18 protein-coding genes and 2 tRNA genes are annotated in these 21484 nt (G+C 53.1%); 8 read left to right on the top strand and 12 right to left on the bottom strand.

Translation table 11 applies throughout. The annotated features are described in order from the left end of the window. Window positions 1-79: 79 nt before the first annotated feature. The 6 genes from AB1598_07575 to panB all read right to left on the bottom strand — a co-directional run bounded on the left by AB1598_07575 (window position 80) and on the right by panB (window position 5363). On the bottom strand, window positions 80-868 hold the full coding sequence (locus tag AB1598_07575; GenBank protein MEW6144863.1) for an aspartyl/asparaginyl beta-hydroxylase domain-containing protein: 789 nt from the start codon (window positions 866-868) through the stop codon (window positions 80-82). 23 nt (window positions 869-891) lie between these two features. Next, window positions 892-2214 carry a CDP-alcohol phosphatidyltransferase family protein gene (locus AB1598_07570; GenBank protein MEW6144862.1) on the bottom strand — a complete coding sequence of 441 codons (1323 nt, stop codon included), beginning with the start codon at window positions 2212-2214 and terminating at the stop codon, window positions 892-894. Window positions 2215-2218: 4 nt separating this feature from the next. Next, complete coding sequence (locus AB1598_07565; protein MEW6144861.1) at window positions 2219-2992, bottom strand: phosphocholine cytidylyltransferase family protein; 774 nt, start codon at window positions 2990-2992, stop codon at window positions 2219-2221. A gap of 302 nt (window positions 2993-3294) precedes the next feature. Further along, a complete protein-coding gene (gene panD, locus AB1598_07560; protein ID MEW6144860.1) occupies window positions 3295-3684 on the bottom strand; it encodes an aspartate 1-decarboxylase in 390 nt (129 codons plus the stop codon). Window positions 3685-3712: 28 nt separating this feature from the next. Beyond that, entirely contained in the window at window positions 3713-4552 is an 840-nt protein-coding gene (gene panC, locus AB1598_07555; protein MEW6144859.1) for a pantoate--beta-alanine ligase, read from the bottom strand. A 10-nt stretch (window positions 4553-4562) separates the two neighbouring features. Beyond that, complete coding sequence (gene panB, locus AB1598_07550; GenBank protein MEW6144858.1) at window positions 4563-5363, bottom strand: 3-methyl-2-oxobutanoate hydroxymethyltransferase; 801 nt, start codon at window positions 5361-5363, stop codon at window positions 4563-4565. A 375-nt stretch (window positions 5364-5738) separates the two neighbouring features. Between panB and AB1598_07545 the strand changes: the two genes are divergently transcribed. The 5 genes from AB1598_07545 to AB1598_07525 all read left to right on the top strand — a co-directional run bounded on the left by AB1598_07545 (window position 5739) and on the right by AB1598_07525 (window position 9687). Next, window positions 5739-6530 carry a PhzF family phenazine biosynthesis protein gene (locus AB1598_07545; protein MEW6144857.1) on the top strand — a complete coding sequence of 264 codons (792 nt, stop codon included), beginning with the start codon at window positions 5739-5741 and terminating at the stop codon, window positions 6528-6530. Between the two features lie 67 nt (window positions 6531-6597). After that, a tRNA-Cys gene (locus AB1598_07540) sits at window positions 6598-6672 on the top strand. Between the two features lie 289 nt (window positions 6673-6961). Continuing rightward, on the top strand, window positions 6962-7891 hold the full coding sequence (locus tag AB1598_07535; GenBank protein MEW6144856.1) for a helix-turn-helix domain-containing protein: 930 nt from the start codon (window positions 6962-6964) through the stop codon (window positions 7889-7891). Window positions 7892-8007: 116 nt separating this feature from the next. Beyond that, window positions 8008-8991, top strand: a complete 984-nt coding sequence (locus AB1598_07530; GenBank protein ID MEW6144855.1) for an ATP-binding protein — start codon at window positions 8008-8010, stop codon at window positions 8989-8991. A 228-nt stretch (window positions 8992-9219) separates the two neighbouring features. Then, window positions 9220-9687 carry a nitroreductase/quinone reductase family protein gene (locus AB1598_07525; GenBank protein MEW6144854.1) on the top strand — a complete coding sequence of 156 codons (468 nt, stop codon included), beginning with the start codon at window positions 9220-9222 and terminating at the stop codon, window positions 9685-9687. A 38-nt stretch (window positions 9688-9725) separates the two neighbouring features. Here AB1598_07525 and AB1598_07520 read toward each other — a convergent pair whose 3' ends face one another. Further along, complete coding sequence (locus AB1598_07520) at window positions 9726-11711, bottom strand: PQQ-dependent sugar dehydrogenase (GenBank protein ID MEW6144853.1); 1986 nt, start codon at window positions 11709-11711, stop codon at window positions 9726-9728. Window positions 11712-12327: 616 nt separating this feature from the next. Here AB1598_07520 and AB1598_07515 point away from each other — a divergent pair. Together AB1598_07515 and AB1598_07510 are read left to right on the top strand one after the other, a co-directional pair. Then, a tRNA-Leu gene (locus AB1598_07515) sits at window positions 12328-12411 on the top strand. A gap of 327 nt (window positions 12412-12738) precedes the next feature. Beyond that, window positions 12739-14043, top strand: a complete 1305-nt coding sequence (locus AB1598_07510; GenBank protein ID MEW6144852.1) for an HD domain-containing phosphohydrolase — start codon at window positions 12739-12741, stop codon at window positions 14041-14043. Between the two features lie 55 nt (window positions 14044-14098). Here the strand turns inward: AB1598_07510 and AB1598_07505 are convergent, their stop codons facing one another. The 5 genes from AB1598_07505 to AB1598_07485 form a co-directional block, all read right to left on the bottom strand. Further along, window positions 14099-14989 (bottom strand): methyltransferase domain-containing protein, encoded by an 891-nt coding sequence (locus AB1598_07505; GenBank protein ID MEW6144851.1) that lies wholly within the window; start codon window positions 14987-14989, stop codon window positions 14099-14101. 641 nt (window positions 14990-15630) lie between these two features. Beyond that, window positions 15631-15819, bottom strand: coding sequence for a hypothetical protein (locus tag AB1598_07500; protein MEW6144850.1), 189 nt, complete (start codon window positions 15817-15819; stop codon window positions 15631-15633). Between the two features lie 203 nt (window positions 15820-16022). Beyond that, the gene (gene fbp / locus AB1598_07495) at window positions 16023-17036 is read right to left on the bottom strand and encodes a class 1 fructose-bisphosphatase (GenBank protein MEW6144849.1); all 1014 of its coding nucleotides are present in this window, start codon (window positions 17034-17036) and stop codon (window positions 16023-16025) included. A gap of 61 nt (window positions 17037-17097) precedes the next feature. Beyond that, window positions 17098-17745, bottom strand: a complete 648-nt coding sequence (locus AB1598_07490) for a CvpA family protein (GenBank protein MEW6144848.1) — start codon at window positions 17743-17745, stop codon at window positions 17098-17100. Between the two features lie 62 nt (window positions 17746-17807). Further along, the gene (locus AB1598_07485; protein ID MEW6144847.1) at window positions 17808-20378 is read right to left on the bottom strand and encodes an SMC family ATPase; all 2571 of its coding nucleotides are present in this window, start codon (window positions 20376-20378) and stop codon (window positions 17808-17810) included. 111 nt (window positions 20379-20489) lie between these two features. Between AB1598_07485 and AB1598_07480 the strand changes: the two genes are divergently transcribed. Beyond that, window positions 20490-21473, top strand: coding sequence for a polyprenyl synthetase family protein (locus tag AB1598_07480; protein ID MEW6144846.1), 984 nt, complete (start codon window positions 20490-20492; stop codon window positions 21471-21473). The last annotated feature ends 11 nt before the right edge of the window (window positions 21474-21484 follow it).

Below are 21484 nucleotides of genomic sequence, written 5' to 3'. Positions count from 1 at the left end.
GGGCTTTCGGCCGGCCCGATGCGGGTGATTCCGTGAACTTCCTGCGGCTTGCGGGTGGTTCAGCTGCGCGCTGCGCGTGCTACTTCTTATAGAACTTCTTTTCCCAATCTTTGTGCCTGACCTCCGCCTCCTTTATCAGAGGGGCGAAAGACGCGGCGTTTATCAGGAATTCGTTAAGCAGATTGAAGGGGAACATTATCGGGCGCACGAAGTCGACGAACAGTACGGCCCTGAAGCCGTTCGTGTCGTTCCAGACCTCGTGCTCGAACGTGTCGTCAAATATAATGCTGTCCCCCTCGTCCCAGTGCGTGATCTTGTCCTCGATGCGGATGCGGCACATTTCCTTGGGCTCGGGCACTATCAGGCCGAGATGATATCTGAGCACGCCGTTATAGGGGCCCTTGTGCGCCGGGATGTGTTTTTTAGGGGCGAGGATCGAATAGAACGCCGTTTTCATGCCCGGTATCTTTTTCAATATCCGTGTAGTCTCGGGACACCTTTTCGCGTTCTCGTCGCTCTCGAGCCCGTAGCCCGCCAGGAAGAACGTCTTCCACATATTGTCGGTCGTTATGGTTCTAACTTCGGGCATTATTTCGTGGAAGCTCGGAAGCTCCTCTCTCCTCTCCATTACCCTGTCGAGCTCCGACCTAATCGTTTTCCATTCCTTCTCGACCTCGGCGACCCAAGGGAACGTCTTCTTTTCGTATATCGGGAGGTTCCCGTTTTTGGCGAAAAGGACGTTCGTTTTTTCAACGAACTTGATTATCAGGGTCATAAGCCCCGGCATATACTCCTTCACTTCGTAATCCGCCTGGAACTTGCTGCCGTTTCCGTTTTTCTTCGTATCGCCCTGATTCGGATCTGCCATCTTAATAACCTTCCTGCGAGAGATTATTTTAAGTTGCTCGTTTTCGGATCGACCCTGCGTAATTTTATCATATCTTCGAGCTGGTGGATCAAGAACACCGCCATCGCGGCTGTCGTGATGCCGAGCAGCCAGGGGTAACCGCCTACTATCGCGATGACGAGGAACGCGAGCGAATAGAAATTTCTCCTGCCCATGGGGCGTATGATCTTGATGAGCCTCCGCGCGAGAGACGTCTTCTGCCCTTCGACCAGTTTATCGACATCGAAATAGGTTACAAGGCTGCCCGAATTCGTATATTTCTTGAGGAAGTAGAACGACCAAACTACGAAAAATATGAATATGGATACGTTTATTGCGCCCAGTATTATCGCGACAGGGCTCTTAGAAATGACGTAGTACCCGATGGGGACGCCCAGCATAAACGAGAGGACCGTCACCTGGTCGGATATCGTGTCCACCCACTGCCCTCTGTGCGTTTCCATGAGCTTGACGCGGGCCACTTCCCCGTCGCAGCGGTCGAGAATCGTCGCCGCCTGCATGCAGAGCGCCCCCCACACAGGGTGGCCTATCGCGTAGAACACGCCGCACATCATGCCGATCACGTTTATCAGCACGCTTATCATGTTGGGCGTGAGGGGGGTCTTGACGAGGAGCCTGCTCGTCGGGAGGGAGAGCTTGCTGTTGATGTTCCTCGACAGCCAGCCCGTCGCGGTCTTGCCGACGTGGGCGAATATAAGGTCCTCGGCTCTCTCGGCGCTGTCGCTGCCCGAATCGAGCCTCATCCAGTAAGAGTCCGAGAACTTCCTGAGCCTGACCTTCTCCCTGCCTATGTGCTCCTGGACGAATGTCCTTACGGACATCGAGTCCATGATGGATTTTTCGAGCAGCCTGCCGGACGCTATAAATGCGCCTACGGCTTTCCCTCCGCTTGAAAATACCTCCGATATTTCATCGCCGTCGGCTCTCACCCAGGCGTCGTCCCGGGAGTCCACAAGCACGGCTATCTCGTCCGAGCCGCACCCGGACTCCATGAAATTCACGAGCCCGCGGGGGGTCGTTATGAGGTTCGATTGAAGAATAAGGGACTGGGCGGGACCGAGGGTTATCTCCGACCCGAGGGAATGCCAGCTTATATCGCTTTCTATGCGCTTATCGCCCGATAAGAGGTCTTTTAAAGAAGAGTCGCCCTTTTCCGTGATTACCGTGAATCTTTTGATCCCGGCTCTCTGGGCTGTGATTATGAGGCGCTTGATTTGCGGAAGTGAGCCGAATACGGTCTTTCCATGAACGCTTAGCTTCTCTTCTTCTATACCAGTACCAGCGGCAACGACTATTGCATGGTCCATTTTCTCAGCTTGTTTCTACAACTCTTAGGACCCTTTCCTGATAAGATTTCTTTATAAACTTGTTCGAATTGAATCTCGCCTTGAACAGGTCGCTCGGGTAGTCGACGTCCATCCAGAAGAGGTCGTTGATGTCGAGCGATTTTACCTTGTACCCTTTCTTGATAAGCCTGTGTATGGCCGATATGTACCACTTGTTCTCGGCCCCTACCGTCCTCATCTCCTCCTCGATAGCCCTTTTCATGAGCTCGACGCCCGTGTCCCTGAACACCCTCACGCCTACCGACTCCGCCGAAGCCCTGTTCGTGAGCGTCTTGCTTATGTCGACGATCTTGGTCTCCTTTATCACGACCTTCATGTCTTCGTCTTCATAACTCGATTTCCGCTTGATCGGGAGGCATATCTTCTCGTCCCTCATCCGGAGCGCCTGCTCCAGGACTTCTATTTCGAAGACGTCGTCCCCGTTCATCACGACTATGTCGTCGTCCATCTCCCCCCTCGCTATCCAGAGGGATATGAGGCTGTTTGTAGTTTGATAAAAAGGGTTATACAGTGTCTTTATCCGCATCCCCAGCCCGTCGTAATTCCTCAGGAAATTCTCGACCTTTTCGAATCCGAACCCGACCACGATCACGACTTCGTCTATACCGCAGTCGCGCAGGTGGTTGATCTGGTGCTCAAGGATGGTCTCGCCGCCGATATCGAGCAGGCATTTCGGTATATATTTCGTGTAAGGATAAAGCCTTTTACCTCTACCAGCTGCGAGTATTACAGCTTTCATATTATTTTCTCCGCTTGAGAAGGATGTGAAGTTATTTTTATTAGAAGTAATATAGAAGGATCCGCGGAATACGAATCCTGTATCCTTTCTCCTCCTTTAATACTAGCTAACATTTATAACCTCCAGAATGGGTTCTGTCAATATTTATGATGTAATTCATGCCGATAAGCTTCTGATTTTATGAAAATTCCCGCAAAACCGGTACATAGGGGCGGACACGGTCACTGCGGGCGCCGGCCCGGGTAAGTATAAGTGCAAATTCCCGCGCTCGAAAGCGGTATCCCGCGGTATCTCCGGGCGGCTCAACTCTTGGCTACCTTTAACTTATTCTGCTCGGGTCCGATCCTCGATATCCTGTTGCATCCGTCCACGTACACGAGCTTCGGGACGTGCGCTTTGCACTCGCTCTCGCAGTAAGAGGCGAAGCTCGCGACGATGAGACAGTCCCCTTTTTTGGCGAGATGGGCAGCGGCTCCGTTGACGCATATATCGCCCGAGCCGCGCTCGCCTTCGATCACGTATGTGACGAACCTGTGGCCGTTCGATACGTTGAATATGTGCACCTGCTCGTAGTGATGGAAGTCGGCCGCGTCCATGAGGTCACGGTCGACCGTGATGCTCCCCTCGTATTCGACGTTCGCGTCGGTCACCGTCACGCGGTGTACTTTCGATTTTAGCAGAGTCCTGTGCATTACAATTCCCCCTCTCGGTAAATATGGTTTAAAGCACCGTATTGTCTATGAGTCTCGCCCCGCCTATGCGCACTGCGAGCGCAGCGACGTCCCCCGGGGAAGCGAGCAGCTTCTCCCCGAGCGTCTGTCCGTCCCTTATTTCGAGGTAGTCCACTTCGCCTATTGACGCTCCCGCTAACACGCAGTATCCCTCTCCCGCGAGCCTGGCCGCGTCTCTTTCCCCCTCATCGAAGCTCTTTTTTATACGTCCGAGCGCGAGCGAAAGGTTCGCGGCCCGCTCCCTCTCTTCGGGCGACAGGTACGCATTCCTCGAGCTCATGGCGAGCCCGCTCTCTTCCCTGACTATCGGCATCCCGATTATGCTTACTTCGAGATTTAAATCCTTCACCATTTTCTTTATTATCTGGAGCTGCTGATAGTCCTTCTGCCCGAATATCGCCGCGTCGGGCTTAACGATGTTGAACAGCTTGAGTACCACCGTCGCGACCCCCCTGAAATGCCCCGGACGGAACCTCCCGCAGAGAGGCTTCTCGAGCTCCGTTACTTCTACGTAAGTTTCGTATCCGGGCGGGTATATCTCGTCAGCGCGGGGGAAAAAGGCTATGTCCGCTCCGGCCGACTCCATCTTTTTAAGGTCGCCTTCGGTGTCCCGCGTATAGCTTTGAAAGTCCTCGCCCCTTCCGAACTGGGCGGGGTTAACGAAGACGCTCGCGACGAGCACGTCCCCGTGCCGCTTCCCTTCCCTCATGAGGCTGAGATGCCCTTCGTGGAGGGCTCCCATTGTAGGTACGAACGCGATAGTTTTGCCTTCCCTCCTCAAAGAGTTCGAGAGCGACTGCATTTCTTCAATGCCGTTCACGACTTTCACGGTCCCTCGTTCAGTCATACGAATGTTCCTCTCCGGGGAACGCCCCCGACCTCACGTCTTCTATGAACGCCTTCGTAGATTTTCCAACGACCTCCCTAAGGTTCGCATACTTCTTAACGAACTTGGGCGTGGGCTCGGGCGAGAGCCCGAGAAGGTCGTTTATGACGAGCACCTGGCCGTCGCATCCGGGCCCCGCTCCTATGCCGATCGTCGGTATCTTTACGGAGTCCGTGATCTCCCGGGCGAGCGACCTGGGTATGCTCTCGAGCACGAGCGAGAACGCGCCCGCGCTCTCTACGCCCTTCGCGAGATCGACGAGCCTCCTCGCCTCCCTCCTGCCTCTCCCCTGCACCCTGTATCCCCCCATCTCCAGCACCGACTGCGGGCAGAGCCCTATGTGCCCCATGACCGGAATCCCGGCTTTGTTTATCGCGTAAAGCGTTTCCACGTAGTCTTCGTTTATCTCCAGCTTGACCGATTCCGCCCCCGCCTCCTTGATGAGCCTGCCCGCGTTCCTGAGCGCGTCTTCCCTGGACGCCTGGTACGACATGAACGGCATGTCGGCCGAGAGGTGGGCGTTCCTTAATCCCCGCGACACTATCCTCGTGTGATAGATCATGTCTTCTATGGTCACGGGCAGAGTGTTCGGCTGTCCCTGGACGACGTTCCCTAAAGAATCCCCCACGAGCACAATATCCACGCCCGCTTCGTCCACCATCCCGGCCGTGGCCGCGTCGTAGGCCGTGACCATGACTATCTTCCGCCCCTCCTCCTTCATCGATCGTATTACCGGCGCTGTAATTTTTCTCATTCGCTCCGCCTTCTCATAAAAAAAGCCAGATCGGGGACGTAACAGTCCTCTACTGGCTTGGCTCGTTCACATTATTCGGGGTACGGCCTGAGTTCCGTCCCTTCTTTGTCATTTTTAACTCTTCCTCCGTCCCGGTCCCCGCGGGGATCCAGGCGGTAATACTGTTTAATCAGCCAAAAAATTCAAAAAAGCGCATATAACAATAAAGAAACGCGGGAAAATGTCAAATATTCCGCATAACGGCGCAGCCGGAGTCATCTCCTCATAATAAAGTGTAAATTGTCACCGGGATACGCGCAATATATATTTAGATTCTCCGGAACGGCAGAATGACGCCGTCCCGGCGCCGGAGATTGAAGAAGGAGCGAAGCGGTAATGGCTATAGAGATATATAAGGCCGACGCGTTTACGGACAGGCCCTTCGGGGGCAACCCGGCGGGGGTGTGCCTGCTCCCGGGTCCCGCCGACGCCGAATGGATGCAGAAGGTCGCCCGCGAGATGAACGTCTCCGAAACCGCGTTTCTCTACGCGGACAAGGGCGGCTACAATCTCCGCTGGTTCACGCCCGCTGTCGAGGTCGAGATATGCGGCCACGCGACTCTCGCGAGCGCGCATATATTGTGGGAATCGGGACTCGTCCCGCGAGGACAGGGGATCGAATTCTACACTCTCAGCGGCACGCTCACGGCTGTTATGAACGGGGACATGATAGAGCTCGATTTCCCCTCCGAACCTGAAAAACAGGCCGATGCGCCTCCTGCATTGATCGAGTCTCTCGGAGTGAAGCCACTCTACGTCGGGAGGAACAGGCTCGATTATCTCGTTGAAGTCGGGACGGCTGAAGAGGTGAGGGCGATTAAGCCCGACTTCCAGCTACTCGGTACTATTCCCGTGAGGGGTGTGATTGTCACGTCCTCGTCCGATATACCCGAATACGATTTCGTCGCACGCTTCTTCGGCCCTGCATCGGGAATAAACGAGGACCCCGCCACAGGCTCGGCGTACTGCTGTTTAGGCCCTTACTGGGAGAGGAAGCTCGGGAAATCGGAGTTCCTCGCATACCAAGCCTCAGACCGCGGTGGAGTGATAGGCGTCCGTGTCCTGGGCGAGAGGGTGAAGCTCTTAGGCAAGGCGGTCACGATATTCAAGGGACAGATGTGCGTGTAGGGTGTCTTCGTCCGGCTTGAAAAAACGGAATCGTCGTTCATAATAACAAGTCTCTTTTGTAATAAAAGGCGGCGTAGCCAAGTGGTAAGGCAGCGGTCTGCAAAACCGCAATGCCCCGGTTCGAATCCGGGCGCCGCCTCCAAAAAAAAGTCCCTTGTGCAAAATCTCACCTTGGGTTAACCTCTGAATATACAGTTGCTCAGGCGGGGTTTTTTCTGTAATTACGCTGAAATTATTCACTTACTCCTCCCTACTAAGGGAGCGAGGGCTTTATAGACGGGAATATACGTACTGTGCCCGATACGTCTGCGGGCGAATGTATGTATATCTCCGTCTTTTTTTTGCCTTCGGGCGATGAGCGGCGGAGAGATTATGTGGAGTGATGGGGGTTTTAAACCCGGAGCAGGGAGGAGTGTCCGGGGATCAGTGTCTTGAATAAGTACGGTGCGGGTCCCGGGGAGGGCCCGGTTGAGTTCAGCGGAGGATACTTCCAGGTCCCCGATCTGGTGTTCGATCTCAAGCTCACGGCTAACGAGAAGCTCGTCCTCATATATTTCATGAGGCGCGCCGACAGGGCGGGCAGGTCGTTCCCGTCCGTCGAGCGGATATGCCGCGACTGCGGTTTCGGATCGAGAAACACCGCCTATAAGGCTATCAACAATCTCGTAAATTTAGGTCTTATATGCAGAAGTCCGGTTCCCGGACGTTCGCATAACTACTTTGTCTCAAAGGATCTCTGTCGGATAATCGAAGAAGCGAAGGCGAGATATAAGAATGGCGAGCCTGCCTATAACCTGTATTTGCGAGGGAGCGCTTTATCCCGGCGCAGCCTTTTATCCTCCGAAGCTTTAGCGAAGGAGGATGGCGAAGCCGGAAGCGACCGCGGCAATCTCATGCAAAACAGCGATGACTTAGTTTCGTCTAACTTCGCCGTTTCGGAAGAGGAAGGGAGGGTGAACAAAACGTCACCCACCTGTTCAGAATATGAACACCCCTGTTCAGATAATGAACAACCGGATGTTCAAAATATGAACACTAAGGAATACACAGTTGAAGGAAACACAGGGAAGGAACACACAGTAAAAACAGAAGCGCGCAAAAAACAAAAACGCGCGCATGAAGAAGCTCGCGCTTCTTCGTCTTTTCCCGCTCCAGACGATTATGAGGACGATAACAAGGTAACGATGCTCGAAGCGTCCGAGCATTTTCAATCGCTCACACCTCGGGAGAGGAAGGAGTTCGACAAGGAAGCGCAGAAGTTAGGCAAACCCGGCGAGCCCGATCCGCAAGATAACCTCTGGCAGAGGCGGCTCCTGAGAGTGCGTTACCTCCAGCAGTTGAGGGAGGGACCAAGTGATTAAATACTCCCCCTATTCACAGGTTCTTGCTTTATCTGCTACCCGAACTTAACATACACTTGCTTACTACACTGATTATTTTTTATACTGTATAAAAATTAAATATAGAGAAGATATCAATGCCATACGGTGAAAAAGAACTTCAAAAATTATTCTTACGTATTAAAGATGGTGGGACAGTTGAAAATAAAAAGCTGGAGTTAAAGAGTAAATGGTACGACTTAAAAGATGCCGATCAAAGAATGAATTTCTGCAGAGATGTTTCTGCTATTGCCAATACAATTGGACTAGAAGGTTATTTAATTATTGGGATTAATGAAAAAAACGGAGCAATTACGAATTCACCTTTTAAAGAAAGTGGGTTGAATGATAAAAGTGAAATATCAGGACTTTTAAGAAAATATGTAAATCCAGAACCGGATTGTGAAATAGAGGAAGTGGAACTTGCTTATAACAATGAGAAAAATATATTGAGTGTAATTAAAATTCCCAATACTAAGAATAAGCCATATGTAGTTGGTAAGTATAAATACTGTCAGAACTACATACCAGTTAGAAAGGATGGTTCAATTAATTCTGCATCGAGACTCGACCTTGATGAAATGTATGCAGAACGAAAAGGCTTAGAACTAGAATATGATATCGAGGTTCACAAGATTTCAAACGAACCTATTTTTAACCAAATTGGGCAACATGAACAATTTTTTCGATTATCTTTAGATTTCTCAATTCATAATAAAGGGTCTCGTGCAATAGCAATTAATAAAGTATCACTTAGTTCTGATACTGATATTTTAACTGTAAATAATATGAATTATTGGACAGGTAAGCGTCATCGAAAACTATCCTCAGACCAGCAGAAAAGCGAAATGGAGTTTAGATTCATTCCCTTGGAAATTGAGGTAGGAAAACGACCGATAGTAAGAATAGATTTTGATTCTCAATCGTTTGATTTAAGCTCTAATAGACATTTGCGAGAAAATCAATTAGGTAAATTACTACACGAGCTAAGACGAAACTCTAATTACAAATTCACAGTCGTATTTAATACAATAGAAGGTCAATCTTTCCAGCATAATTTTAGTTTTGGATCTGACGCTTAATATTATTCTATAACAATTACATTCCCATTATAGATAGACAGATTCGAAAAAAATACCTCCGCAACCCCCCCCTATTGAACGATAAGCCTGGGCTGTAAAATACATTCCCGTCCTGTTATTATTTACATGCATTCCTGGAAGGCGGAATTATCGGTAGCCCGTGTGATGTATAGGTAGACGCAAGGGGGCGGCTTTGCTTCATTCTCCACCAAACACAGGAGGCCCAATATGACGGCTGAACCCGCTTCCGCATCATCGGGCGCGCAATTCCCGCATTGGATAGTCAAGACCTTCGCGCGCATGCAAGTGTTTCTGAACCGCCTGTCGGGCGGCCGCCTTTTCAACAGTTTCGGAGGCAGGGAGATTTGCTTCGTCACGATGAAGGGGGCGAAAAGCGGCCGTACATTGACGCTGCCGCTTATGTACCTCCCTTACCGGGACAGCGTGCTGCTGGTCGCGTCGCTGGGCGGCGCCCCGAGCAACCCTGTCTGGTATCACAACATCGTAAAGTATCCCGATATAGTTGTGCGTCACCGCGGCCGCAGCATGATGCTCCGGGCCCGCCTGGCTACACCCGACGAGAAGCCCGTGCTCTGGCCGGTCTGCGACCAATACTTCCCTCCTTACGCCGATTACAGAAAGCGCACAACCAGGGACATCCCGATCTTCGTGTGCGAGCCGCGCACGATTGATTGAAATCATGTGCGGCAGTGTTGTACGCTCTGTTAAATAGCTTATCCGCGGCCCGGCTTCTTTCTGCGTATGTAAGCGTACGAGCCCGCAATCAGTAACGTAAAAACGATCCCGAGCAAAAAGGAATAGACCAGATATCTGTATTTCAATCTTGGGATAAGCTCGACGAGAATTTTCCAACCGGTCTTCTTCAGATCGATCTGCTCATCGACGAGATAATCGGTCATTAATTGAGCTTCATTTTCCTTTATCCCGAGATTGGGCATCTGCGAATTTGGGTTGTCGAACCTGGGTTCCATTATGTGGTACCGCACCCAGGTCTTTATCCGGTCCTCGCCCCGGTCATTGAGAACTTCATGTCTTGCGTTCCTGTAGCTTTTGTACGGCTCTATATCGAGCTCGTCGAGCTTTTTCACGCTGTCTATATATTTTTCGGATGATAGCCTGTCGCTTACCCTCTTAACCAGCAGGTCTCTGTCGAGCCTGGGACCCGAGGAACCCCAACCGACCTCGTTACGCATATGACATCCGTAGCAGCCGTATCGGCCGAGAAGCGCCTGGGCGTCCGTCTCGTTCTTTAGCGTATACGGGTGCTTATTTTCAGGGTCGTAGGTGACTTTCAATACCGCGCTCCTGCCGTCTGCGAACGGCATTATGGGAACGAAGTAAAGACCGTCGGGACCGGCCGCAAGTCCTGCAAGGGTCTGAGAAGTCTTGCCCCTGTACTTTAGAAATGTGCCTGGCGTACTAACGAGCCTGTTATTCTCAAAGTCGTAATTGATCGAAATGATGCTCCTGCCCCCTATATTTTTATATTTTGTAAGATCGTCCACGGGGGAGCCGGATCGATTGAGGTAAAACTTCCCCCTATGCTCTTCGGGGAATATATTCAGATCCTCAGGGACATAAGTCATTTGGGTCACTCCGACTCCAGGTACGATTACAAAGTCCGCGTTCGTAGCAATACTTTCATCGGAACCGTCCCACAGGTAGTTGCCGTTTTTACCTACCTCAAGGAATCTGTCCACTGCAAGGCCGTTATCCGCTACAAATACCCGGCCGTTCAAAATATTGAGCCCGAAAGGATTTCTGAAGCCGTAAGCCCATACATAATTCCTGGCTTTATTGGTATCGTCGTCGGTATAGAACGGGTTGCTTCTTACAGGCTCTCCGTCCAGATCCATGCGAATAATTTTTCCCAATAGAGAATTTATATCTTGACTCTTGCTATCAATCATAGCGTTACCAACGTTTACATAAAGCGTATTATCATATACCTGACAAGGGCCGATCTGATGGGACACACTCGAAATTTCAGATGAGAATATATCGGTAAACGCTAACTGCGAGGTCGGTGTTAAAGAAAATGTACCGGGTTTCGACTGAAACCTTATAATATTATTTCTCAAAATGTTATTCTCGTCATGATAGGCGAACGTTACGAAGACGTAACCGTTTGCGGGGTCGAGACATATTCCCGCAAGCCCGCTCTCGCCGGACATTGCGGGCAGCTCCTCGCCGGGCTTCAATTTGAAGAAATCCTCGGCAAACGTATAAACCGTCCTGTCGTTAGTGACGACCTTAACCTTTCCCCTAAGCTCGGTTACGAAGTATAGAGGGTCCTTCGGCCCATATCCCGGGTTCGGGACGAACGCTATTGCCGTTGGGAACCGATACCCTTCCGTGTCTATGCTAATTTCGAAGTTCTCTGTAAGCGACCAATCACTCTTCCAGTCATACTTTTCGTCGGCCGGTGAGTTAAGGGGGTAAAACATAAAAAGAAATAAGACGGGCGTGAAAAACTTAGCCTTCAGAAAACAAAGCCGAGAACCATATTTTTTATCGCTCCGCATCCGATTGCAGTATAACGCACTACTTGACCGAAAAGGGAAACCTGTAGGAGATATATTGATAACTTTACATATATCTATATTGAATGCAACAACATGATCGGAGGTTGCGGCCGATAATTGAGTTTGAACAAAATCAAGCTGTATGCAAGACGTTCCGGCGAGCCCGACCCGCAAGATAACCTCTGGCAGAGGGGGCTCCTCAGAGTGCGCTACCTCCAGCGGATGAGAGAGGGGGAGGGTGAGGGGGTACCTTGTAAATCTGTTAGATGGATACGAGATTCCCGATAAAGGCGCTCGGGAATGACAAAAAGAAAAATGCGAGATTGCCGCGCGGAGTTTATCCTGAGTTCATCGAAGGACCGCAATGACAAACATTGCAGGAGCGGCTTTCCTGAAACAAGTTCAGGACAGGCCAGCCGCGATAAAAGCCCGTTCGTGCTGCTTGCGGCACGCGCCCGAAGGCTTTGAGCCGTAGGGTGATCCGGCGCATCCTTAGCGAAGACGGTAGCCTTGCGCGGAAGAGCCGTGGCGATCTCGCTTTATTCATGAGATTGCCGCGTCGCACGATTTTTTTTCACGTTATTCCACTATTTGGGAACTCAATTGCCTTTTGCTGAAGGCGTCCGATTGCTCACTTGCTCGCAATCGTTGCTCCTCGCAATGACACTTCTTTTTCTGCCGCCGCTGTGAACCGACCGTCTGCATTCCCGCAGCCCCCCTATTGAACGATATGCAGGAGGCTGTAAAATACATTCCCGTCCTGTTATTATTTCCAGGCAGTCGTTGAATGGCCCGGGTGGCGGAACAGGTAGACGCAAGGGACTTAAAATCCCTCGGGTCTGTACCCGTGCCGGTTCGAGTCCGGCCCCGGGCAGATAATATATTCAAGCGGTTACGCCGCGTATTCTCCGGTCATGCTTTTTAGCCGGGCAGGGAGGTATTAAAAGAGGCGCAAATAATTCTCTAATAGAACGTTACGTCCGGATTCTCCATCTCCTCTTGTAGAGCTTCTTTCCGAGCGCTGCCGAATTTCACATCGCTAACCGTCATCATCCCCGCCTTTTTCCTCTTGTAATGCCTTCCCGGAATTATGTCATAACAAGGAAATATTTCGTCCGGTGAAATTTTAGTCTGCGACCGGGACATTATAGGGTAGAATTATTTTTTCTTACTTTCGAAAAGGTGTCGGGTAACAGGTTAATTGAAGCTCAGTAAGCAGATCAGACTCGGGTTCGGCCTCATGCTCCTACTCATGTTGATAATCGGGGGCCTTTTTCTGTTCAACGTTTACAAACTGAACGAATCGGCTTTGAATCTCCAGGGGCGCTATTCCACGCTGTATAAATTGTTCTCCACTCCCGACAGTCAAATACATTCGGAGCCCGGCTTCGGAAAAGAAATAGTCGACCGCGCCGTAACGATCGTGGACGAGCAGATGAAATTCAACTACACGTACACGCTTATCATATCGGGCGTGGCGATTGTCTTCGGCGGAATAATAACGTTTCTCTTCCCCTCCAGGATCACGAAACCGATAGAGCGCCTGATAACGGCGACGAAGACCGTCAAGAAAGGCGATTATTCCTACAGGATCGAGAATCCGGAGAAAACGGACGAGATTTGCACGCTGGCGGGCTCATTCAACGAGATGCTGCAGACGATCGACGACACGCACAGGAGCAACCTCGATCTCCTCCATCAGACGCAGAAATTCAACGAGACTCTCAACGAGAGGGTTGAGGAAGCGACACGGGAGATAAGGGAGCAGCAGAACGAGTTGGTACGCGCGTATTTCGGGACGCTCGAAGCGATGATACTCGCGCTCGATCTCAGGGAGAACGAAACGGGCTATCACTCGTACAGGGTCACCGAGTACGCGGTCTATCTCGGGAAGCGCGCGAACCTGTCGGACGATGAGCTGTCCGTGATGGCCAAAGGCGCTCTGCTGCACGACATAGGCAAGATCGGCATTCCCGACAGCATACTTCTTAAGCCGGGCAAGCTCACCGACGAGGAATGGAAGCTGATGAAGAAGCATCCTGAATTCGGCTACAGGCTGCTCAAGAACATAGACTTCCTCGAGGAATCGGCTGCGATAGTCCACACGCATCACGAGAGATACGACGGGCTCGGCTATCCGGCGGGTCTGTCGGGGGACGAGATACCGTTAGGCGCGCGGATATTTTCCGTCGCTGACGCGCTCGACGCCATGACCTCCAAAAGGAGCTACAGGGACGCCCTCCCGTTCGAGGAAGCCGTGCGGAGGATAACCGAGGCCTCGGGCTCCCAGTTCGATCCCGATGTGGTCGATATATTTTTAGATATCCCGATCGATGAATGGAAAAACATCAGGAGCCGGATTGCGGACTCGGGCTCAGATTACCTGAAGCAGCTCGTGCATCAGATCAACGGACATAAAGCCGGGTCAGGATACAGTCATCGTATTTATGCTGAACATGCGAATCCGCCGTTCGGAAACGGGCATGCTGCGGATTCCGCGCAGTAGCTTCGTCTTCGTTCGGAATCGAAACGAGCCGCGCGCTCCCGCGTCGAGCCCCGTCTCAGCTTACGGGTTTCTTGACCGCCCTGACGCTCACTACGACCTCGTAATTGGGATCGTAATAATCGAGCTCTTTCATGGTCAGCTCGGAATAGGAAAGCCCCTGGAGGAGGCTGATCGCCGAGAGCACGTTACCGTAACCCTGGACCTCGATTTCGGCGTTTGGGAATTCCTCTTCGAACAGCTTCTCGGCGGAGACTGTCGTGAAATGCCAGCACCAGTTCTTTTCCCACGGGTGTATGCCTGAAGTGTTGCTTATGCCGCCTAGCGTCGCGAGGAGAGTTCCGCCGGGCTTGAGTATCCTGTTAAGCGTCCTTATGACCGAATGCATGTCGTAGATGAGCATGAGCGTCTGCGTGAATATTATGCAGTCGAACGAGTTGTCCGGGATGTGGGGCGCCGAGGTCAGGTCCGCCTCGATCGTGGTCTCCGGGTTGGCCCGCTTGTCCAGGTTGAGTATATCGCTTTTTACGACGTTCTTCCCGCCGAACCTCAGCGTATATTCGTTGTCCCCGATCTCGAGCACCCTGCCCCTGACGAATCCCGAATTTTCCGAAAGGAAATTCTCTATATAGTACCTGTCCACGGGCAGTCCCCGGTCGTAGCCGTAGCACGTGCTTATCGGCTTTAAACGCCTGAGATGGCCGAAGCCCACGCTCCCCACCTTCGGCACGAAGTCGTTGCCGTCTTTGAGTGCGAGCACGTATTCGTAAACCTGCTCGGGCAGCAAAAGCTTAAGCGCTATCCTGTATAAAGACTGGACCGGGTTCATAAGCCTTATGGCGAAGACCGAGAAATAGAAGGCCATTTCATTCGCCGCAGCGTCCGCCAAGCCGGGATTCGCGCCCGCTAATAGCGGCTCGAATGTCTCCATTATTCCGAGTGATAGCAAGTCCGTATCCTTATATAGTGATTTTTACGGCTGATCCGTTTTCCGAATTGTGCGTCCGGTTCGTTTTACAGTCAATACGTAAATTTCGTGCATCCGGATTTTTCACGGTGAATCGAAATACCGGACGTTTCCGGTGAATGGAAGGAAACCGGTCCACATCGTGCGGCAAAAAATTTTTTCCCCCGGATGAATTATGGAGAATCAATCGGCGGCGCAGAATCTGCGCTCATAAACGATCCTACCGGATCTCCTATGCCTAACCCACGTGTGAGCCCCGCCCGTTCGCCCTGCTTGTCCGGCGTAGCTTTAGCGAAGACGTAAGCCTACGGCACGTCGCCCAGAGGTTATGAGCCGTCGGGAGGGTCGGAGGGTTGAACGGGTATCACTCCGGATGTATTCCGACGGGACAAGCTTTGTCTGCGAATCACAGGACATCTGCGGGCGGGACGGAGTCCATACACGGTTTGTTCATGAACTCCAGCCCGGTCATTCTCCATGTTTGGTTTCTTAAAACACGGGGTCCGTTCAATTCACGCAGAACGCGATTAAACGGCGGATTTTGAGGCGTATACTGCAACTCGTTAGCTTGTCTGGTTTTCCCGGAAACTTATTGGGATGTTCGTAATTACTTTAGCTGACCCTCAGTTGATGGACTGCTCTTCTTCCTGCTCCCACTCCTCTTCGTCTTCCTCTTCCTCGTCCCATTCCTCTTCTTCATCGAAACCTTCTTCGTCTTCCTCGTCCCACAGTTCTTCTTCGTCCTCGTCCCACTCGTCCTCGTCGTCTTCCCAGTCATCATCCTTTGCAAAGAGTTCAAGTTCGAATTCCATGACAATTCTCCTGTAACGCTGATTTAACTGAAACGATACACCCTGACTTTGAAATGTCAAGTAAATCTGGAGGCTGAAAATCGGGCGTGCTCCCGGAGAAATATGAACGAATTGTTAAGGGATTGTGAGCGGTTACAAAGTGCTGGTTGCGAGCTCTCAAATTTACGAACGGGAGAGTGGGTACTGCATGAGCGCGGCGTGATTCAGCCCCGGGAATACTTCGTCATGAATTCCTCCACCTTTAAAACCATTTCCTCCGAGCCTATGAATATCGGTGTTCTCTGATGAAGCTCCCTGGGCTCTATGTCGAGTATATGTCTCGATCCGTCGGTCGCTCTCCCTCCGGCCTGCTCGACGACGAACGACATGGGATTGCACTCGTAGAGGAGCCTCAGTTTTCCGTTGGGGGCGTCCGATGTGGCGGGGTAGAGGAATATGCCTCCGGTTATCAGATTCCTGTGGATATCTGCGACCATCGAGCCGATGTACCGGAGCGAATACGGGCGGCTTGTCGCTTTGTCCGGTTCTTTGCAGTATTTGATGTATTGCTTTACTCCTTCAGGGAAACTGTAGAAATTGCCCTGGTTGACGGAAAAGGTCTTGCCGGCTTTCGGGATGCTCATGTTCGGATGCGAAAGGCAGAACTCGCCTATAGAAGGGTCGAGTGTGAAGCCGTTCACTCCGTATCCAGTCGTGTAGACGAGCATTGTGGACGAGCCGTATATGATATAGCCCGCGGCCGCCTGCTTCCTTCCTTCCTGCAGGAAGTCTTCCGCCGTGAGCGGGCCGTCTTGAGGCGAGATCCGCCTGTAAATAGAGAATATTGTCCCGACCGAGACGTTCACGTCTATGTTCGACGAGCCGTCGAGCGGGTCGAGCGCCACGACGTAATTTGCGTCTTTGGAAATCTCATCGTGGAACGTGATGAAGTCCTTGTTCTCCTCGGACGCGACGCCCGAGCACTGCCCGCCCAGCTCGAGCGCGGCGATGAACCTCTGGTTCGCGAACACGTCGAGCTTCTTGACCTCCTCCCCCTGGACGTTTCTCCTGCCCGTGCTCCCGAGTATATCTACGAGGCCAGCCTTGTTGACCTCCCTGTTCACTATCTTGGCCGCGAGCCCGAGGTCTCTGAGCAGCCTGGAGAGGTCCCCGCGCGCGTACGGGAATTCCGTCTGCTTCCTGATGATGAATTCGTCTAATGTCTCGACGCCTATCATTACCCGATAATATTACCAAAATTACGTCATTAGGAAAGCGCGGGTTTCGCCGTGCGGCGTGCTACGGCTCAGGCTGAGGATTTCCGGTCACGGAGTCCTGCGGACGGCCATTTTTCTCCTTGGTGTCGTCTTTCTCTCTCAGTATCTCCTTCACCGCGTCGGAATCCTTCAACTTCATCGCTGCGTCGAGCCCTTCCTTCCTCACGAGCTCCCTCGCGTCGCTGAAGCTCTTCTCGAAGTCGGGGGGCAGGGCGTCTTTGACGATAAGCGACCCTTCCCTGAGATAGGGGAGGAGCATGGAATCCCTGAGCGCGGGTTCGCTCTCTTTGTAGAAGAGGGTGAGGCACGACGCCAGGAGGAAAGCGGTGACGGCTCCCGTGAGCGCGCCCAGCGCCCCTCCGCATATCCTGTTGAGCCAGCTCAGCTGGAGAGTGCCTATGAGCCTCGTCGTTATCCAGCCCGCGATCTGTATTATCACGTATGATGCGAACGCTAGCGCGATGAACGCCCCGACGTTCGCAACTGACTTGTTCTCGACGAGTTTCTCCTTTACGAGCGCGCCGCCCAGTATGTCGTAAAATATGAATCCGGTTATGAGCCCTCCGGCAAGCGCCGCGATCGAGAATACCTGGCTCACGAGTCCCTTCATAAACCCGGCGAGAGCGAAGAGAGCGATAATTCCGATTATAGTTATGTCGAGCCAGTTCATGTGTCTGTCCGAGTCCCGTTTCAGCCGCTGCCTGAGATGCCCTGCGCCCCGCCTGCGGAGCGTCAAGTGTACACGACTTCGAATCTCGAGCCCGAGCCCGGCTCCTTCGTTACCTCTATCCTGACCGGGAACCTTTCCTTGAGCTCGTCCACGTGCGTTATTGCGAGTATCTTGTCGAAATCGTCCTTTATGGAATTTATCACCTGCACGAACTGGCTGAGCCCGTCCCTGTCCTGAGTACCGAAGCCTTCGTCGATCACGAGCGTCCTCAGCTGCGCGCCCGACCGGTTGGCGATGAATTTCGAGATTCCGACCCGGAGCGCGAAGTCTATCCTGAACGCCTCGCCTCCCGAGAACGTCTCGTAGCTCCTCGTGCCGGAGGAGTCCCCGATGTATATCTCGAGCGTCTCCTTCTCTCCGCCCTTTTGCGTGGGCCTCACCATCTCGAGGCTGAGGGTCATGGTGCCTTCCGTGAGCCTGCCGAGGATCTTGTTCGCCTCGGCTTCTATCTCGGGGACCGCGTGCTCTATTATCAAAGCCTGGAGTCCGTTCTTGCCGAACGCCTTCGCGAGCTCCTGGAATATCAGCATCCCGCGCTTCGCCTCCGCGATTTTATCTTTTATCTCGTTTTTCCTGACGGCGAGCTGCCCTATCCTCTCGAGCGCGCTCACGCTCCTGCTTATGTCCATCACCAGCTCTTCTTTCTGTTTCTTGAGGGCCGACAGCCTCTCGTCAGCGGCGGACATCTTGTCCCTTATCTCCTTTGCCGCTGATTCGATGCCGCCGAGCGCGGTGACCTCGATTCCGATTTCCTCGAGTCTCTTCTTTCCCTCGGCCATCCTCTCGTCGAGCTTCTTCTCCGCGCTCTCGCGGAGGCCCAGACCGAGCCTCGCCCGCTCGAGCGTCTCTTTGTCGCCGGATGCGTGCCCGAGCTTCTCGAGCGCGTCCTTGACGGCCCTGTGCTCTCTCACGTCATAGCCGAGCGCTTCCTTTTTACGTTCGATCTCTTTCCGCTCCGCATCGTACTCTTTTTTGAATTCTTCGCCGGATAACGTTCTCAAGACGGCGTCGTAACTTTTTCCGGCTTCCCCGAGCTCGACCGCCGCCGCTTCCGATTCCCTGAGGTTCTGCTCCTTTTCGCCGAGCTCTTTATGCAGTCCGGGCAAGAGCCCTGCCGCGGCATCGGCCGTAGCCAGCTCCCTGTAGAGCGCTTTCTCCCTATCTCCGAGGGCCGCGATCCTCTCCCCGGCCGCCCGTATCTCGCCGCCCAATCGAGAGACCGCATTATTGAGCTTTTCCGCGAGGGCGGCTCTCGCCTCTTCCTCGAGCGGCGATTCGCAGAGCGGGCAGTGCGCCCCCGTGTCCCCCGCGGCGAGCACATGCAGCTTTTGTTCTTCCTCGGTTTTTCTTTTATTGAGCTCGGATATTCTCGCCGCGGCCGCTTCCTTCTCCCCGCCTGTTCTCTTAAGCTCTTCCCTTAACCCTTCCGCTTTCCGTGCGGTCTCCGTACATTCTCCGATCCGGGTCCTGATTCCCTCGATCTCTTTCTTCAGCCTGCCGGACGACGAGGCCCTGGCTTCGAGACCTTTTATTTGCGAATGGAGCTCCTTCGCCCTCGTCTCGAGCTCGATCCTCTTCCGGCTGATCTTGTGGTCGAGCGCGGAGCTCTGCTCATCGAGTATCAGTGCCCGGGCCCTTTTCTCATCGAGCGCCCGGTCGAGGGCCGCCGTGTCCCCGAGCTTCTTGTAGCAGTCCTCAATCTCTTTCTCCCTCGAAACGATCTCCCTGTCCTTCTTTATGCTTTCCCTCACTCCTGCGAGCTCCTCTTCGAGCCTGCCGAGGAGGGCTTTTACGTTTTCCCTCTCTCCGCCGAGTCTCGCGAGCGTGTCGAGCCTCGACTTTGCCGATTCGTATTCTCCGATGAGACCTGACCGGATCGCCTCGTACCGTGCGATGCTTTCGGAAACCGTCTCTTCCTCTCCCCTCAGCCCGAGGAGCTTCTTCTCGTGGATTTCCTTCTGGGCGATCTCGCCATCGAGGCGCGATGCTTCGGCCTCGAGCGCTGCGGCCTCCGAGCCCGAAGCCTGGGCGCGCTCGCGGGCTTTCCTCGTGAGGGTCTCGTATTCGTCGAGCTCGAGTATCTTCGACAGCACTTCTTTCCTATCGGCGGGGGTCCTCTTCGTAAACTCGTCGGCCATCCCCTGGAGAATGAACGACGAGCAGATGAACGAGTTGTAATCCATCTTCAGTATCTTCTCGATAGCGCTCTGGGCCTTGGCGCCCTGGTCGAGAGGCGCGTACGAGCCCGAGCCTCCGTCGAACACCTGCAGGTCGAGCGAGCCCTGCGATCCGCCCTTTTTTTTCGATATGGACCTCAGTATTCTGTACCTGTTCCCTTCCGACTCGAACTCTAGCTCGACGCGCGCCTCGGTCGCGCCTCTCTTTATCACCTCTTCCTTGATCTTCACCCTGCACCTGCCCCAGAGCGCCCATGTGAGGGCGTCTATGAGCGCGGATTTTCCGTGTCCGTTCCTTCCCGAAAGGCAGGCGATGCTGAAGTCCCTGAAGTCGAGTGTGGAGGTGTTTTCTCCGTAGCTCAGGAAATTTTTGACGCTTAGCGCAAGCGGGACCATAGGTTAGCGAAGACCCTCGTATAACATCCTAGTTAATATAACATTTACTCAAAATATCACATCTTTTAGGCTCTTTGACTTATATAAACTGTTCAGATAACTTAAACTGCGATGGAATTTTCCGAAATCCTTTCTGTTATAAATCCGGAGCTTGAAGAAGTCGAACGGGAGCTTGAGGCCAATATAAAATCCCCGGTCCCCCTCGTTTACGAGATTTCAAAGTACCTCCTCGGTAGCGGCGGGAAGAGGCTCCGCCCCTCGGTGCTGCTGCTTTCGAGCGGGGCCTGCGGGCTCATGGGCGGGAAAGAGAGGATATATTCGGCGGCCGCGCTCGAGCTGATTCACACGGCCACGCTGCTGCACGACGACGTCGTGGATGAGGCGAAGCTCAGGCGCGGCAAGACGGCGTCGAACGTCGTCTGGGGCAACAAGGCGACCGTGCTCGTGGGGGACTTCATGCTGGCGAAGGCGCTCGGGCTCATACAGTCCTGCGGGAACCTCGAGCTCATAAAGGCGGTGACGGACGCCGCGGCCAGGCTCGCGGAGGGGCAGGTGCTCGAGGTCATGAGCGCGAAGAACATGCTCGAGGTCTCGGAAGAGGTATGTTTCGGAATAATCGAGAACAAGACCGCGTCGCTGATCGAGAGCTGCGGCACTGTGGGCGCGATACTCGCGGGCGCCGACGACGGGGTGAAGCATTCAGTCGGGCGCTACGGGTTCAACATAGGCGTTGCGTTCCAGCTCGTCGACGACGCGCTCGATTACTCGTCCTCGGAGAAGGAGTTCGGGAAGGGCGTAGGACAGGACTTGATAGAGGGCAAGATGACTCTCCCGCTCTTTTATTCTCTCGCGCTCGCGTCCGACCTTGAGAAGAAGAGAACGAGAGAGATACTCCTCGAGAGGGACGGGTTCGCCGACGGAGAGCTCGTTTTCGTGAGGGAGCTCGTCGACAGATACGGAGGGGTCGAAAAGACGAAATCGGTCGCGAAAGATTTCATACTGAGAGCGAGGGGCGCGATCTCTTCCCTCCCCGATAGCTCCTGCAAGGATTCGCTCCTTATGCTCGCCGAATACGTGGCCGATAGAAGGAGCTGAACCGCCCCGGA

It is taken from the genome of Thermodesulfobacteriota bacterium, assembly GCA_040754335.1.
Taxonomy (GTDB): Bacteria; Desulfobacterota_D; UBA1144; order Nemesobacterales; family UBA2774; genus 2-12-FULL-53-21.
The sequence above is the reverse complement of the archived record's forward strand: the minus strand, read 5'-3'. Positions and strand labels throughout refer to the sequence as shown.

Coding starts and splice junctions, on each gene's coding strand:
- AB1598_07575 (MEW6144863.1), bottom strand. CDS start 868: ATGGCAGATCCGAATCAGGGCGATACGAAGAAAAACGGAAACGGCAGC.
- panB (MEW6144858.1), bottom strand. CDS start 5,363: ATGAGAAAAATTACAGCGCCGGTAATACGATCGATGAAGGAGGAGGGG.
- AB1598_07525 (MEW6144854.1), top strand. CDS start 9,220: ATGACGGCTGAACCCGCTTCCGCATCATCGGGCGCGCAATTCCCGCAT.
- AB1598_07565 (MEW6144861.1), bottom strand. CDS start 2,992: ATGAAAGCTGTAATACTCGCAGCTGGTAGAGGTAAAAGGCTTTATCCT.
- fbp (MEW6144849.1), bottom strand. CDS start 17,036: ATGATAGGCGTCGAGACATTAGACGAATTCATCATCAGGAAGCAGACG.
- AB1598_07570 (MEW6144862.1), bottom strand. CDS start 2,214: ATGGACCATGCAATAGTCGTTGCCGCTGGTACTGGTATAGAAGAAGAG.
- AB1598_07490 (MEW6144848.1), bottom strand. CDS start 17,745: ATGAACTGGCTCGACATAACTATAATCGGAATTATCGCTCTCTTCGCT.
- AB1598_07500 (MEW6144850.1), bottom strand. CDS start 15,819: ATGGAATTCGAACTTGAACTCTTTGCAAAGGATGATGACTGGGAAGAC.
- panD (MEW6144860.1), bottom strand. CDS start 3,684: ATGCACAGGACTCTGCTAAAATCGAAAGTACACCGCGTGACGGTGACC.
- AB1598_07485 (MEW6144847.1), bottom strand. CDS start 20,378: ATGGTCCCGCTTGCGCTAAGCGTCAAAAATTTCCTGAGCTACGGAGAA.
- AB1598_07480 (MEW6144846.1), top strand. CDS start 20,490: ATGGAATTTTCCGAAATCCTTTCTGTTATAAATCCGGAGCTTGAAGAA.
- AB1598_07545 (MEW6144857.1), top strand. CDS start 5,739: ATGGCTATAGAGATATATAAGGCCGACGCGTTTACGGACAGGCCCTTC.
- AB1598_07530 (MEW6144855.1), top strand. CDS start 8,008: ATGCCATACGGTGAAAAAGAACTTCAAAAATTATTCTTACGTATTAAA.